The 13,377-nt window shown below is 34.6% G+C and carries 14 protein-coding genes and 4 tRNA genes; 3 read left to right on the top strand and 15 right to left on the bottom strand.

Going from position 1 to position 13,377, the window contains the following annotated elements:
* Positions 1-16: 16 nt before the first annotated feature.
* The 9 genes from N4T20_RS00330 to N4T20_RS00290 all read right to left on the bottom strand — a co-directional run bounded on the left by N4T20_RS00330 (position 17) and on the right by N4T20_RS00290 (position 5,385).
* Positions 17-457 carry a sterol desaturase family protein gene (locus N4T20_RS00330; protein ID WP_260671187.1) on the bottom strand — a complete coding sequence of 147 codons (441 nt, stop codon included), beginning with the start codon at positions 455-457 and terminating at the stop codon, positions 17-19.
* 235 nt (positions 458-692) lie between these two features.
* A complete protein-coding gene (locus tag N4T20_RS00325; protein WP_260671186.1) occupies positions 693-1,532 on the bottom strand; it encodes a phytoene/squalene synthase family protein in 840 nt (279 codons plus the stop codon).
* Between the two features lie 3 nt (positions 1,533-1,535).
* Entirely contained in the window at positions 1,536-3,002 is a 1,467-nt protein-coding gene (locus N4T20_RS00320; protein WP_260671185.1) for a phytoene desaturase family protein, read from the bottom strand.
* Between the two features lie 39 nt (positions 3,003-3,041).
* Positions 3,042-3,941 carry a MerR family transcriptional regulator gene (locus tag N4T20_RS00315; protein WP_260671184.1) on the bottom strand — a complete coding sequence of 300 codons (900 nt, stop codon included), beginning with the start codon at positions 3,939-3,941 and terminating at the stop codon, positions 3,042-3,044.
* Positions 3,942-4,152: 211 nt separating this feature from the next.
* Positions 4,153-4,653: a tetratricopeptide repeat protein gene (locus N4T20_RS00310; RefSeq protein WP_260671183.1), complete on the bottom strand. Its 501-nt coding sequence runs from the start codon at positions 4,651-4,653 to the stop codon at positions 4,153-4,155.
* A gap of 209 nt (positions 4,654-4,862) precedes the next feature.
* A tRNA-Lys gene (locus tag N4T20_RS00305) sits at positions 4,863-4,935 on the bottom strand.
* Between the two features lie 138 nt (positions 4,936-5,073).
* Positions 5,074-5,156, bottom strand: a tRNA-Leu gene (locus N4T20_RS00300).
* Positions 5,157-5,199: 43 nt separating this feature from the next.
* Positions 5,200-5,272, bottom strand: a tRNA-Lys gene (locus tag N4T20_RS00295).
* Between the two features lie 40 nt (positions 5,273-5,312).
* Positions 5,313-5,385: transfer RNA gene (locus N4T20_RS00290), tRNA-Lys, on the bottom strand.
* 126 nt (positions 5,386-5,511) lie between these two features.
* Between N4T20_RS00290 and N4T20_RS00285 the strand changes: the two genes are divergently transcribed.
* Entirely contained in the window at positions 5,512-6,030 is a 519-nt protein-coding gene (locus N4T20_RS00285) for a shikimate kinase (RefSeq protein WP_260671182.1), read from the top strand.
* Here the strand turns inward: N4T20_RS00285 and N4T20_RS00280 are convergent.
* Positions 6,022-6,522 (bottom strand): phosphoribosyltransferase domain-containing protein, encoded by a 501-nt coding sequence (locus N4T20_RS00280; RefSeq protein ID WP_260671181.1) that lies wholly within the window; start codon positions 6,520-6,522, stop codon positions 6,022-6,024. The genes N4T20_RS00285 and N4T20_RS00280 overlap by 9 nt on opposite strands.
* Positions 6,523-6,666: 144 nt before the next feature.
* Positions 6,667-7,059, bottom strand: a complete 393-nt coding sequence (locus tag N4T20_RS00275; protein ID WP_260671180.1) for an RNA-binding S4 domain-containing protein — start codon at positions 7,057-7,059, stop codon at positions 6,667-6,669.
* Between the two features lie 79 nt (positions 7,060-7,138).
* Here N4T20_RS00275 and N4T20_RS00270 point away from each other — a divergent pair, with 79 nt between their 5' ends.
* Positions 7,139-8,311: an FKBP-type peptidyl-prolyl cis-trans isomerase gene (locus N4T20_RS00270; RefSeq protein ID WP_260671179.1), complete on the top strand. Its 1,173-nt coding sequence runs from the start codon at positions 7,139-7,141 to the stop codon at positions 8,309-8,311.
* 171 nt (positions 8,312-8,482) lie between these two features.
* Here N4T20_RS00270 and N4T20_RS00265 read toward each other — a convergent pair whose 3' ends face one another.
* From N4T20_RS00265 to N4T20_RS00250, 4 genes are all read right to left on the bottom strand, one after another.
* A complete protein-coding gene (locus N4T20_RS00265; RefSeq protein WP_066033734.1) occupies positions 8,483-9,436 on the bottom strand; it encodes a transketolase family protein in 954 nt (317 codons plus the stop codon).
* Between the two features lie 73 nt (positions 9,437-9,509).
* Positions 9,510-10,361, bottom strand: coding sequence for a transketolase (locus N4T20_RS00260; protein WP_260671178.1), 852 nt, complete (start codon positions 10,359-10,361; stop codon positions 9,510-9,512).
* 246 nt (positions 10,362-10,607) lie between these two features.
* The gene (locus N4T20_RS00255; protein WP_260671177.1) at positions 10,608-10,907 is read right to left on the bottom strand and encodes a hypothetical protein; all 300 of its coding nucleotides are present in this window, start codon (positions 10,905-10,907) and stop codon (positions 10,608-10,610) included.
* Between the two features lie 117 nt (positions 10,908-11,024).
* The gene (locus N4T20_RS00250; protein ID WP_260671176.1) at positions 11,025-11,882 is read right to left on the bottom strand and encodes a polysaccharide deacetylase family protein; all 858 of its coding nucleotides are present in this window, start codon (positions 11,880-11,882) and stop codon (positions 11,025-11,027) included.
* A 264-nt stretch (positions 11,883-12,146) separates the two neighbouring features.
* Between N4T20_RS00250 and tgt the strand changes: the two genes are divergently transcribed.
* Positions 12,147-13,277 carry a tRNA guanosine(34) transglycosylase Tgt gene (gene tgt, locus N4T20_RS00245; RefSeq protein ID WP_026727521.1) on the top strand — a complete coding sequence of 377 codons (1,131 nt, stop codon included), beginning with the start codon at positions 12,147-12,149 and terminating at the stop codon, positions 13,275-13,277.
* Positions 13,278-13,377: the final 100 nt, after the last annotated feature.

The following is a 13,377-nucleotide window of genomic DNA, read 5'->3' as shown; positions in this document are numbered from 1 at the left end:
TGTCTAATGTTTTAAGCTACATCTTATAATATTTAAACGGCACGAAAAGCATTCCAAAACATTCTCCTTTTTCTTTGTTAAGGTGCTTATGATGTATTTTATGTGCTTTTCTGAGTCCGATGAGGTATTTGTTTTTGGTGTTTTTAAACCATTTAAAGCGCTGATGGATCAAGACATCGTGAATTAAAAAATAACAAACTCCGTAAAGCGTGATGCCACAGGCAATGAAAAACAAGTAATTGAACCCGCCTTCAACGCCAAAATAGAATAAGATAATGCTAGGAGTGGCAAAAATGACGAAGAAAATATCGTTGCGCTCAAAAGTGTTTTCATATTTCGGCTGATGATGATCGGCATGAAAATACCACATAAAACCATGCATCACGTATTTATGAGTTAGCCAAGTAACACATTCCATGAACAGAAAAACGCCTAAAAAGATTAAAAAAGAAATCATTTTACAAATGTTGAGGTTTTAAAATTATCAATTTATTGTTTTTGAGTGTAGCTTTAGATTATAAAAGGTTGACTCAAAAGGATTTTGTTTTGTTTTTAAACAATTAGAAATATAGATTTTTATTATTCCCAAAAAAATATAGAAAGAAACTAGTTTCTAATACATAGCTATGTTTGCTCATGCAAATGAAACGTCTTTTGTAGACATAGTATGCTATGATTCTATGCGTTTAAAATTAAACCAGCTTCAATTTATAAGTCACAAAAGACTGCGCTAAAAGTCCCGCTTTAGTATAATTGGAAACCCGAATTCTAGAATTTCCAATTTCGTAATAAGGAGTGTTTTTTAGCTTTTGGAGTAATTTTTTATAATAAACGTAAGCAGTATAAACGCCAAATTTTGCTTCGATTGGCAATTTTACAATTCCCTGATAAGCAATTCTGAAATCTTCTTCAATTTCTTTGATGATTTGGTTTTTTGAATCTTCGTTAAAGTTATTCAGATTCACACCGGGAAAATACGCTCGGTTCAAGATCGTGCTGTCATCTTTTAAATCCCTCAAGAAATTCACTTTCTGAAAGGCAGAGCCCAATCGCATGGCTTCATGTTTTAGCTGTTCGTATTTGTGCTCTTTTCCAGAAACAAAAACCTTTAGGCACATTAAGCCCACAACATCGGCAGAGCCGTAAATGTAGTCTATATATTCAGTTTGGGTCTGATAATTGGATTTGATAAGATCCATTTTCATGCTTTTAAGAAATGCCTGAACCAAATCGTCTGTGATGTTGTATTCTTTGACAGTGTGCTGAAATGAATTTAAAATCGGATTTAAGCTGATGCCCAATTGCACTGCTTTGTAATATTCTTTTTCAAAATCTTCAATAAGATATTCCTTTTCGTAATCATGAAAAGAATCTACAATTTCATCGGCAAAACGAACAAATCCGTAAATGCTGTAAATGGCATCTCGAATACTTGGCGAAAGCATTTTAACAGCAAGCGAAAATGATGTACTGTAACTTTTGGTTACCAGTTTGCTGCATTTGAAAGAAACGGCGTCGAATAGTGATTTCATTTTTTAAGATCTAAAAGATTTTTGAATTAATTCAGCGGCTAGTTTTCCTGAAATTAATGCGGGCGGAACACCCGGGCCAGGAACGGTTAATTGTCCTGTGAAATATAGATTCTTGACCTTTTTGCTTTTTATTTTCGGCCTTAAAAAAGCCGTTTGCAATAAGGTATTGGCCATTCCGTAAGCATTTCCTTTGTAAGCGTTATAGTCATTTACAAAGTCATTTTTGCAGAATGATCTCTTAAATATAATGCTATTTTTAATTTTTTGTTGGGTAAGTTCTTCAAAACGAGTGATTATCTTTTCAAAATATTCTTCTCGCAATGCTTCAGTATCTTCGATTCCGGGAGCAAGCGGAATTAAGAAAAAACCAGACTCCATGCCGTCTGGCGCTGCAGTTGCATCTGTTTTGGACGGAAAATTAGCGTAGAATAAAGGGGCGTCAGGCCATTTTGGATTGTCGTAAATATCTGCCGCGTGCTGATTGAAATCGACATCAAAAAACAAAGCGTGATGCGAAATGTTTTCTATTTTTTTATTGAAGCCAACAAAAAATAGGAGAGAAGAAGGCGCAAAAACTCTGCTTTCCCAATATTTTTCAGAATACATTCGATGCTCTTTTTCGAGTAATGTTTCAGAATGCTGATAGTCGGCACCGCTTAAAACAATATCTGCTTTTATAATTTCTCCATTTATTACAATTCCTGTGGCGTTTTTGTTTTCAACGATTATTTGATCAATTGAAGCATTGGTTTTGATCGTAACGCCAAGTTCTAGAGCCAATTTTTCGATTCCTCGAATAACGTCAAACATTCCAGTTTTTGGATGCCAAGTTCCTAAGCCGAAATCGGCATAATTCATAAAATTGTAAAACGAAGGCGTTTTGGTTGGCTTAGCTCCAAGAAATAAAACCGGAAATTCGAGAATCTGGACTAATCTTTCATTCTTGAAATTTTTTCTAATATCAGAGCTTACAGTATTAAAAAACTGATTGAGTTTTAATGCGGTTTCTTTTGTGATTAACTCAAGAGGAGAAATCCCCGGACGATAAACCAGATTCTTAATTGCAATGTCATAATTGCTTTTGGCTTGATCGATAAAGTTTTGCAATTTTTGGCCACTTCCTTTCTCAATTACCTCAAAAGAATGTTTTATTTCCTCTAAGTTGTCACAAATGCTGACAAAATCATTAATTCCAAAATAAACCCTATAGGCTGGATTTAATTTTATCAGTTCGTAGTAATCGGAAGGTTTTTTGTTGAAATCCTGAAAAAAGCGTTCAAAAACATCGGGCATCCAATACCAGCTCGGGCCCATATCAAAAGTAAAACCATCTTCTTTAAATTGTCTTGCGCGCCCGCCAATTGTACCATTTTTTTCATAAATAGTAACCTTGTTTCCTTGCTGGGCAAGATAACACGCGGCTGCCAAAGAAGAGAAGCCTGAGCCTATTATTTGGATAGTTTTTCTCATTTGTTTAACAAATATAAGAAAAACTTAAACAAAAATATCTTAAAGCATATTAATAGTTTCTTCCATCGAATCAAAAATGCGGATTCTGTCGGTTAAAACTTTGCTGTCTATGTATTCCACCATCTTACCCATAAGCCAGATTTCATTGTTATTGTGCAATAATTTCTGTCCCATCGATTTTACATATTGATTAATTACGCTTCGATCCGGCTGAACAGTCATAAAAGAAATAAATGTAATGTTCTCAAAATGTTTGGTTAAATCCTGTAAATTCTCGATTGGCATACTTTCTCCAAGATAAATGGTTTTGTAGCCTTTATCAAGAATCTCGTATTGCAGATACAGCAATCCGATCTGGTGAATTTCGTTTAACGGAAGTGATAAAACAAAAATTCGGTCGGTTTTAACCGGCTTTCTAATTTGAAGACTCTCAGTATAAATCAATATTTTCTGCTTGATTAAATGACTCATAAAATGTTCATTTGCAGGAGTGATCGTTTCAGACTGCCATAACAATCCCAGCTCTTTTAATAGAGGCAGAAAATGTTCTTTAAAAACTTCTTTAAACGTTTTTTCGGTAATAAGCCAATCGAATGTATTGAAGAATAACTCTTGGTCAAAGTTCATCATTGCCATTTTAAAGGAAGTGATGGCGTAGTTTTGAGAGTTTTTTCTAGAAATTATTTCACGTACCAGCTGTGGTATTTTTTCTTCAGGATAAGTTGCAATTTTAGAAATTTTATAGCCGTATTCGTGCAGTAACGTAATGTTTAAAAGTTTCTGCAGGTTTTGGAGATTGTAAAATCTAATATTTGTATCGGTTCGCATAGGTTCAAGAATGTTGTATCTCTTTTCCCAGATGCGTATGGTATGCGCTTTTATTCCAGATAAGTTCTCAAGATCTTTAATGCTGAAAACAGTTTTTATATTGTTTATCATTTTTCGCGATTAAGTCAACAAATGTAAAATAAAATCTTATATTCGACCTTAAAACTACATTAAAAAGATAGAGAATTAGGGGTTTACGTATTTAAAATATATTTTTTACCTAAAATCAGGTATATATTTTCTAAGAAATATATTACTTTGATAAAAAGAACGGCCTGCATATTTTATTATGCAGGCCGTTTTTTGGATTTTTAGATTTTGATTATTTACAGAAAGTCGCTTTGTTTTTTATTGCACTCTGGCTTCCCAATTCGATTGCTTTTGTAAAATCTTTGCATGAATTTTTTTTGTCACCGATTTTATTGTAGGCCAAACCTCTTAAATTGTAAGCAATATAATCTTTCGGATTTAAACCTAAAGAAGAGGTGCAGTCATCAATTGTTCCTTGATAGTTTTGCAGTTTGTAGTTAACATTAGCTCTGCCAGTAAAAGCATCAGCATTCATGCTGTCTAGCTCTATCGTTTTGCTGAAGTCGGCTTGAGCTCCTTTTAAGTCATTTAATTTGAGTTTTGCCACACCGCGGTTTTGGTAGGCTTCGACAAATTTAGAATTCATACTGATGGCTTTAGTATAATCGGCAATTGCACCTTTGGTATTGCCGGCCTCAGCTTTTTTCATGGCTTTATCAAAATAGCCAGTTGCAGATTGTGCCCAGATAGAGCACGTCATCATGATTAATGATGCTAATAGTAGGTTTTTCATAAAACTAATTTGGGATTAGTGATTTAATTATTTCTCAACGAATTTAAGAAAGTTTTTATTTTGTAAGAGAATTTCTTTTTGAAATAATGGCTGGAGATTGAAGAAATTGTACAAGGAAAATTTAAAGCCGTTTTATAAAACGCTAATTTTTGGTTCTGATAGTTCTTAAAAAGAAAAAGGTCAAGTAAAATAAATTACCTGACCTTTTGTGACCCGACTGGGGCTCGAACCCAGGACCCCATCATTAAAAGTGATGTGCTCTACCGACTGAGCTATCGAGTCTTTTGTTTTCTTCAATGAGGGTGCAAATATAAGTACTTATTTTAGCTTTTCAGCTGTTTTTTGAAACGAATTTTAAATTAATTTCAAGAAAAAATCTAAAGTCTTATTTTACAATGAAATAGATTTTGTGTTTTTTTGTGACCATGGAGGGATTTGAACCCTCACGCCCTTACGAGCACCACCCCCTCAAGATGGCGAGTCTACCGTTTCTCCACATGGCCTAAAAAGGAAAAAGGTCGAGTAAAATAAATTACCCGACCTTTGTGACCCGACTGGGGCTCGAACCCAGGACCCCATCATTAAAAGTGATGTGCTCTACCGACTGAGCTATCGAGTCATTGCTTTCAAGAAATTTAATTTGTTAATCACAAAATTTGTGACCCGACTGGGGCTCGAACCCAGGACCCCATCATTAAAAGTGATGTGCTCTACCGACTGAGCTATCGAGTCATTTAATTTCTTGAATGCGGGTGCAAATATAAGGAGTTTTTTTTGAAGTTTCCAAGCTATTTTATCATAAATTTGTCTTTTTTTTGGAAAAATCTCCAATTGCTTAGTTTATAAGGTTTTATTAATATGAAAAAAATTGTACTGTTAGGTTATATGGGTTGCGGAAAGTCAACAATAGCCCAAAATTTGTCAAAAATTACAAATATTCCATTCTTAGATTTGGATAAATGCATCGAAGAAAGAGCAAATTTATCCATAAATGAGATTTTTGAAAAGCATGGGGAAGTCTATTTTCGAAAATTAGAGCATGAAATGTTTGTCGAATTGCTGCAGTCTTCTGAAAATAATATAATAGGTTTAGGTGGCGGAACTCCATGTTATGCCAATAATCATGAATTGCTAAAAGGAGACGATGTTGTATCTATATATTTAAAAGCATCGATCGATACCTTATATAATAGATTGGTTTATAATAAAAGCAAACGTCCTTTGATTGCAAATATGAATGAGGAAGAAATGAAAGAGTTTATCGCGAAACATTTATTCGACAGAAGTTTCTACTACAATCAGGCAAAACATAAAGTTTCGGTAGATGATAAATCTGTCGAAGAAACGGTTCAGGATATTTTAGAAATTTTAGCTTAAAAAAGCATAATCGCCATTTTCTGAATTGAAGACCACTTGAACGTGTTCCAATAAAGAAGTAGAAAGCGAGATTCCTTTAAAATCTGCTTTTACAGGATATTTTTTATGATTTCGGTCAACAAGCACGGCTGTTTTGAATTTTTTAAGCGGAACGTCTAAGAAATGACGGACAGCGTAAATTAATGTAGTGCCTGAGTTTAAGACATCGTCAACCAGAACCAGGCCTTTGTTTTTGTATTCTTCAGGGCTTAAAGAAGTCTGTATCGCTTCTTGCGGATTTTGTTTGTTTATTTTCACTTCGCAGATAGAAACCTTTAAGGTAGAAATGCTGCTGAGCGCCGAAGCAATCTTTTCGGCAAAAACAAATCCGTTCGAAGCTATCCCAGCAATGACAACTTCTTCTTCGTCTACAAAAGTCTCGTAAATTTGGTAAGCGATACGTTTTATTTTATGCTCGATTTCTTGATGGGTAAGAATAATATTGCTGCTCATGATGTATTTTTTTGCTAAGATAATTAATTTATCCCGATGGCTTCGGGACCAATATATAAAATCAAAATTCCAATCTTGGCTTTTTGACTCTATACTTTTTAGGATATGATTTTATAAGATTTAGAGATTTGATGAATTTGGAATTTATTCTGTTTCTTCTTCGTCATCGTAAATTTCGTCTCCGTAATCGTCGATGTCTCTTCGGTCTTTTTTGGTTGGACGTCCAGCACCGCTTCTTCTATAATGTTCTTTGGATAGTTTTAATAACTCTAAATGAGCAAAAGCCTCTGGCGGGGTTTCGTTTTTCTGGTATAAATCGACCAATTTTGCCCCAACACGATTTTGCGGAATATCTAAAACTGTTATAATTTGTGTAATTTGATCTTTTCTAAATGTAATTCGGTCCGTAGGGAAAACTTCTTTTGAAGGTTTTGCAATCTGTCCATTTACAGTGATTTGATTCTTTTTGCAAGCCTCAGTAACCATGTTTCTGGTCTTGTAATAACGAACGCACCACAAGTATTTATCTATTCTCATAATTTTTCTAAAATCCAAGTTAAATTCTTTACAAAAATAAATCAATATTGTATCTTGCGCACCTAAAAAAATGATAATAATGAATAAATTTAAATATTATTTTGTTTTGTTACTTGCTGGTCTTGCCATCGTTTCTTGTAATAAAAAGGATGATGATGAGGTGGTAGTGGTTCCTTTGAGGGATTATGCGGTGCAGTATAAAGCAGATAATGATTCGATTGAAAAATATTTAAAGACTAATTATATTGTTGTAGATAAAACTACTTTCGATGTTACAATAGCAAAGATTCCAGCAGGAGGAACTCAAGTTTCTATTTGGGATCAGCAAGAGTATCCTTTGAAAATTAGACCTGTTTCTAGCCGTGGTGTTGATTATAAAGTTTATTATCTAAGTTTTAGAGAAGGTGTTGGTGAGAGACCGTGTAATTTTGACGAGGTTACGGTTTCATATACAGGAACTTTTTTAGATAATAAGCAGTTTGATAGTTCTTACGGAGTTGAGCGTAATTTTAATTTAGATATTTATGTCACAGCACCTATTGTAGATGGATGGCCTGAGATTATGCCGCAATTTAAAACAGGAATTCGTAATCCAGCTGGTGCCGATGGAAGTTTTACATATGACGGCTATGGTGCTGGAGTAATGTTTTTGCCTTCAGGGTTGGCATATTATGGAAATCCTCCTGCAGGTATTCCGCAGTACACTCCTTTAGTGTTTAGTTTTAAATTATTAGCTTTAAAACGATCAGATATTGAGTACAACGCTTCTACGCAAACAAAAGTAGGCGATGGTGTGCCAAGTTATTTGGAAGATCTTAATGGTGATGGATATCTTTATGATCCGAGAGATACTGCAAGATATCCTACTTTGTCAGACGACAAAATAGAAGATACTGATAAAGACGGAATTCCTGACTTTTTAGATTTGGATGATGATGGAGATGGCTATACAACTAGATTTGAACTTACAAAACCTAGTGGTCAGGTAGGTTGGGGAACATTAGATGGGGCGCCTTTTTATTTTGGTATAAGAAACTATTATCCTTGGGATCCTATGACTGATGACGCTAGCACGCCAAATGTTGATGAAACTGAGCCAAGAGGAATTCCTAGAAGGCCTACTGGTAAACTTAAAGATGAAAATGCAGCTGAATCTATTGATAATCCGAGAAGTTTTGTTCCTGAAGATTATACAGCAGCTGGACGATTAAGAATTCATTTGGATAAAACATATCCTTATCAAAAGAAATAATAAATAGTATTGAAAAATGAAAAGTCTCAAAATGTAAATTTTGAGGCTTTTTTTATGGGTAAATCTAGCTGGAAGATTTTGATCTGTTAGTTTGTTTAAAGAAAAGACAAGGCAATAAAAAACCTCGAAATTTATATTTCGAGGTTTCTTTATAAGTAGGAAAGTTAAAAATTACTTTCTTTTGATTACTCTTTCTACAGCTTCAACAATTGCTTGATTGTTTAATTTGTATTTCTCCATTAATTGTTCTGGAGTTCCAGATTCACCAAAACTATCTTGTACCGCTACAAATTCTTGCGGAGTTGGATTGTTTAAAGCTAAAACGCCTGAAACGCTTTCTCCAAGACCTCCAAGGTAATTGTGCTCTTCTGCAGTAACTACGCATCTTGTTTTAGCAACCGATTTAAGGATTGCTTCTTCGTCAAGAGGTTTAATAGTGTGAATGTTGATTACTTCTGCAGAAATTCCTTTTTCTTCTAATTTTTCAGCAGCAATAAGAGCTTCCCAAACTAAGTGTCCAGTTGCAATGATAGTTACATCAGTTCCTTCGTTTAATAAAATGGCTTTTCCAATTACGAATGGCTCGTCAGCAGGAGTAAAGTTAGGTACTACTGGACGTCCGAAACGCAAGTATGCAGGACCGTGGTGATCTGCTAGTGCAATTGTTGCAGCTTTAGTCTGGTTGTAATCGCAAGTATTGATTACTGTCATTCCTGGCAACATTTTCATTAAACCAATATCTTCTAAGATTTGGTGAGTTGCTCCGTCTTCTCCTAAAGTTAAACCAGCATGAGAAGCACAGATTTTTACATTTTTATCTGAGTAAGCAACAGATTGACGAATCTGATCGTAAACTCTTCCTGTAGAGAAGTTGGCGAAAGTTCCTGTAAAAGGAATTTTACCTCCAATTGTTAGACCTGCAGCGATTCCGATCATATTTGCCTCAGCAATTCCGATTTGGAAAAAACGCTCTGGGTGATTTTTTTTGAACTCATCAAATTTTAATGATCCAATTAAGTCAGCACATAATGCTACAACATTTTCGTTTTTTTGACCTAATTCTGTCATTCCCGCTCCAAAACCAGAACGAGTATCTTTGCTTCCTGTATTTTCGTATTTTTTCATTTTTGTTTTTGCTATACGCAATAGGCTGTAGGCAATAGGCTTAAAGCTTAGTGCTTACTGCTTAAAGCTTTTTTTAGTAATCAACTTGATCTTTAGAGTAGTTTTGCGCTAGTGCATTTTTTAATTGCTCATCATTTGGAGCTTTACCATGCCAAGCGTGTGTATGCATCATAAAATCTACACCGTTACCCATTTCTGTATGCAATAAGATGCAAACTGGTTTTCCTTTTCCTGTTCTTGATTTAGCATCTGTTAAACCAGCAATAATGGCATCGATATTATTTCCTTCTGTGATTTCTAATACATCCCAGTCAAAAGCTTCAAATTTTGCGCGAAGGCTTCCCATTGCCAAAACTTCGTCAGTTGTTCCGTCAATTTGTTTGCCGTTAAGGTCAATAGTAGCGATAATGTTGTCTACTTTTTTGGCAGAAGCATACATGATAGCTTCCCAGTTTTGGCCTTCTTGCAATTCTCCGTCTCCGTGCAAGCTATATACTATATGATTGTCTTTGTTTAATTTTTTAGCTTGAGCTGCTCCCAAAGCTACAGATAAACCTTGTCCTAATGAACCAGATGCCATACGAACTCCAGGTAAACCTTCATGAGTTGTTGGGTGTCCTTGTAAACGAGAATTTAATAATCTAAAAGTAGCAAGTTCTGAAATTGGAAAATAACCGCTGCGTGCTAAAACGCTATAAAATACTGGTGAGATATGACCATTTGAAAGGAAAAACAAGTCTTCTCCAATTCCGTCCATATCAAAACCTTCTTTGCGGTCCATAATATTTTGATATAGTGTAACCAAAAATTCAGTACAACCTAATGAACCGCCTGGGTGTCCAGAGTTTACAGCATGTACCATTCTAAGAATATCTCTTCTTACTTGGATCGTTAAATCGCTTAATTGTTGTGTGTTAGGCTTCATTTTATATGTAAAAGTTAAACTGGAGCAAAAGTAATTGTTATTTTGCGGGGAGACAAATGATTTTTTGCTTTAGTTTTACAGCAATTGTTAAATTTTGCTATTTTTTTTACATTATGAGAAAAAATGTAACGGGTGTTTTGCTTTTTAATGCCTTGTAAGTGTGTTTTTTACGGTTTTTTGCAAAGTGTAAAAAAAGCCCTGCAATTTTGTAGGACTTTGTGTAGGGAATTAAGGAAAAATTGCCTGTCATTCGGTGTCGCCTTCGCTGTAATAATTGTTTTCTTCGTCTTCAGAGCCTATTTCTTCTTGCTCGTCGTCTAGTTCAGCACCAGGAATGTCCAAGTCATTTCCAATTTTATCGCTATTTTGTTTCCATTCGTTGTTATTATCAGTGATGGTTTTATCTCTTGAAATATTTTCGGGATTAATGTCTTCTAATTTATCTTCACGGTTGTAAATGTCTTCATTTTCCGGATAATTTAGATTTTCCAGATTTCTTTCTATTTCATTTTCTTTTGCTGAGTGATTGTCTTCTGAATTTATCATGATTTCTAGAATTAAAATGTTATTGTTAAAGTTATGAAATCTATATTGTAAGTTTTTACATTTTTAAAATCAGAGTCTTATACTATTTGCATGAAAGAAAATGATCTATCGGTAGTTCTATAATTGTCCAATTTCTTTCCAAGTGACCAATTGGATATTGTGTTCTTCTAGTTTTAATTTGCATTCCTCGCTTGTAAAAAAATCAAAGTCAATTTGACGCCATTCCGAACCAAAATTTGGATGGTTGACAGTAATTCCCTGCATTTCAAAATCATCAAAAGCGGGATGGAGCAAGAAAACATTAAATCCAGGAATTACATTGTCTAAAGCTTTTTCATACGATTTTTTAAGTTCCCCTTTTTCAAAATCATGATAATATCCAATTAAGAGATTGTCAGCTAAAAGAGTGTTTTCAAAATTGTATTCTTCATCAGACAAAGAAACAGATTCTACAAAGCTTTTATTGATGAAAACAGGCAAATTATACGTTCTTCCAAGCTCTTTGTAAATCTCCAAAATTTCTGGCGTTACGCCTACGCTGCACATATGCGAGTCGAGATGTGTAGGCTGAATGCCAAATTGCAAAGCTTTTTCAATTTGAGCTGTAAGTTCTTTTTTTACCTCAGAAGGCTTTGCATTGTTTTTGAAATCTTGTCTGGTTTTGTAAAAATAACCGTTTTGATCAACTAGACTCGAAACTTCAGAAATTGGAAGGACAGGGCCAAATTTATAATTTTCCCATTCGCAAGTCAGCGTAAGATGAATGCCGCAGTCATAATTCGGATTGCTTTTAGCAAATGTTGCCATTTCAAAAAACCACGGACAAGGTACCATTATGCTGTATGAATTTACAGAGCCGTTTTGAAGAGCCTTTATTGTTGCCTGATTTTCTGAATGTGATAATCCAGCGTCATCGGCATGAATCATTAATAATTTTGTGTTTTCAGGGTATCCTAGTTTTTGCGCTAAGTTCATAATTGCTTTGTTTGGGTTAATGGCGTGTAGATTTTAATCGATTTTGTTTTTATAGTGTTGCATCTTTCAGAACCTCTTCATTCTGATGTTACTAGAAGCCATTTTTAACTGATTTTATTCAAATTTAAAAAATTCTAAAGTTTAGGTTTTAGATTGTTTTTGAATTAACTCAATTTTATAATTTACAAATTATCTAATTAATTAAATTTCCGTGAAATTAACTTATCTTTGCCGTCCCGAACGGTCGGGAGAAAAATGAAACAAATGAAGTTCGATTTATTACAAAAAGATCCGCAGTCTAAAGCAAGAGCGGGAAGTATAACTACTGATCACGGCGTAATTGAAACGCCTATTTTTATGCCGGTTGGAACGGTTGCATCTGTAAAAGGGGTGCATCAGCGTGAGCTTAAAGAAGAAATAAATCCGGATATTATTCTTGGAAACACATACCATTTATATCTGCGTCCTCAGACCGAAATTTTAGAAAAAGCGGGTGGATTGCATAAATTTATGAATTGGGATCGCAATATTTTGACCGATTCTGGCGGATATCAGGTATATTCACTTTCATCAAATAGAAAAATTAAGGAAGAAGGAGTGAAATTCAAATCGCATATTGACGGTTCATATCACTTTTTTACACCAGAAAATGTAATGGAAATTCAGCGTACCATAGGAGCTGATATTATTATGGCTTTTGACGAATGTACACCTTATCCTTGCGATTACCGCTATGCGCAACGTTCTATGCATATGACGCATAGATGGTTGGATAGATGTATCAATCATTTGGAAAAAGTGCCTTATAAATATGGTTATGAGCAAACATTCTTCCCGATTGTTCAAGGAAGCACTTATAAAGATTTGCGTCGCCAGTCGGCTGAATATATTGCTAATGCAGGACAGCAAGGAAATGCAATTGGTGGACTTTCTGTTGGTGAACCAGCTGAAGAAATGTACGCAATGACAGAAGTTGTATGCGAAATTCTTCCAGAAGACAAACCTCGATATTTAATGGGGGTTGGAACTCCGATTAATATTTTAGAGAATATCGCGTTAGGAATTGATATGTTCGATTGCGTTATGCCAACTCGTAATGCTAGAAACGGAATGTTGTTTACGGCAAACGGAACCATCAATATAAAAAACAAAAAGTGGGAAGCCGATTTTTCTCCAATTGATGAAATGGGACACACTTTTGTTGATACAGAGTATTCAAAAGCATATTTGCGCCACTTGTTTGCTGCTAATGAATATTTAGGAAAACAAATTGCTACGATTCATAATCTTGGATTTTATATGTGGTTGGTTCGTGAAGCTAGAAAACATATCTTAGCAGGCGATTTTAGACCATGGAAAGAAATGATGGTTAAAAATATGAGCCAAAGACTTTAATTAAAAAGTTTCAAGTTTTTTAGTTTCAGGTTTCAAGTTTCAAGTTCTATTGAGAACTTGAAACTTGAAACCTGAAACTAAAAACAAAACAAACCAAAAA

It is taken from the genome of Flavobacterium sp. TR2, assembly GCF_025252405.1.
Taxonomy (GTDB): Bacteria; Bacteroidota; Bacteroidia; order Flavobacteriales; family Flavobacteriaceae; genus Flavobacterium.
This window is presented reverse-complemented; position numbering and strand designations above follow the sequence as displayed.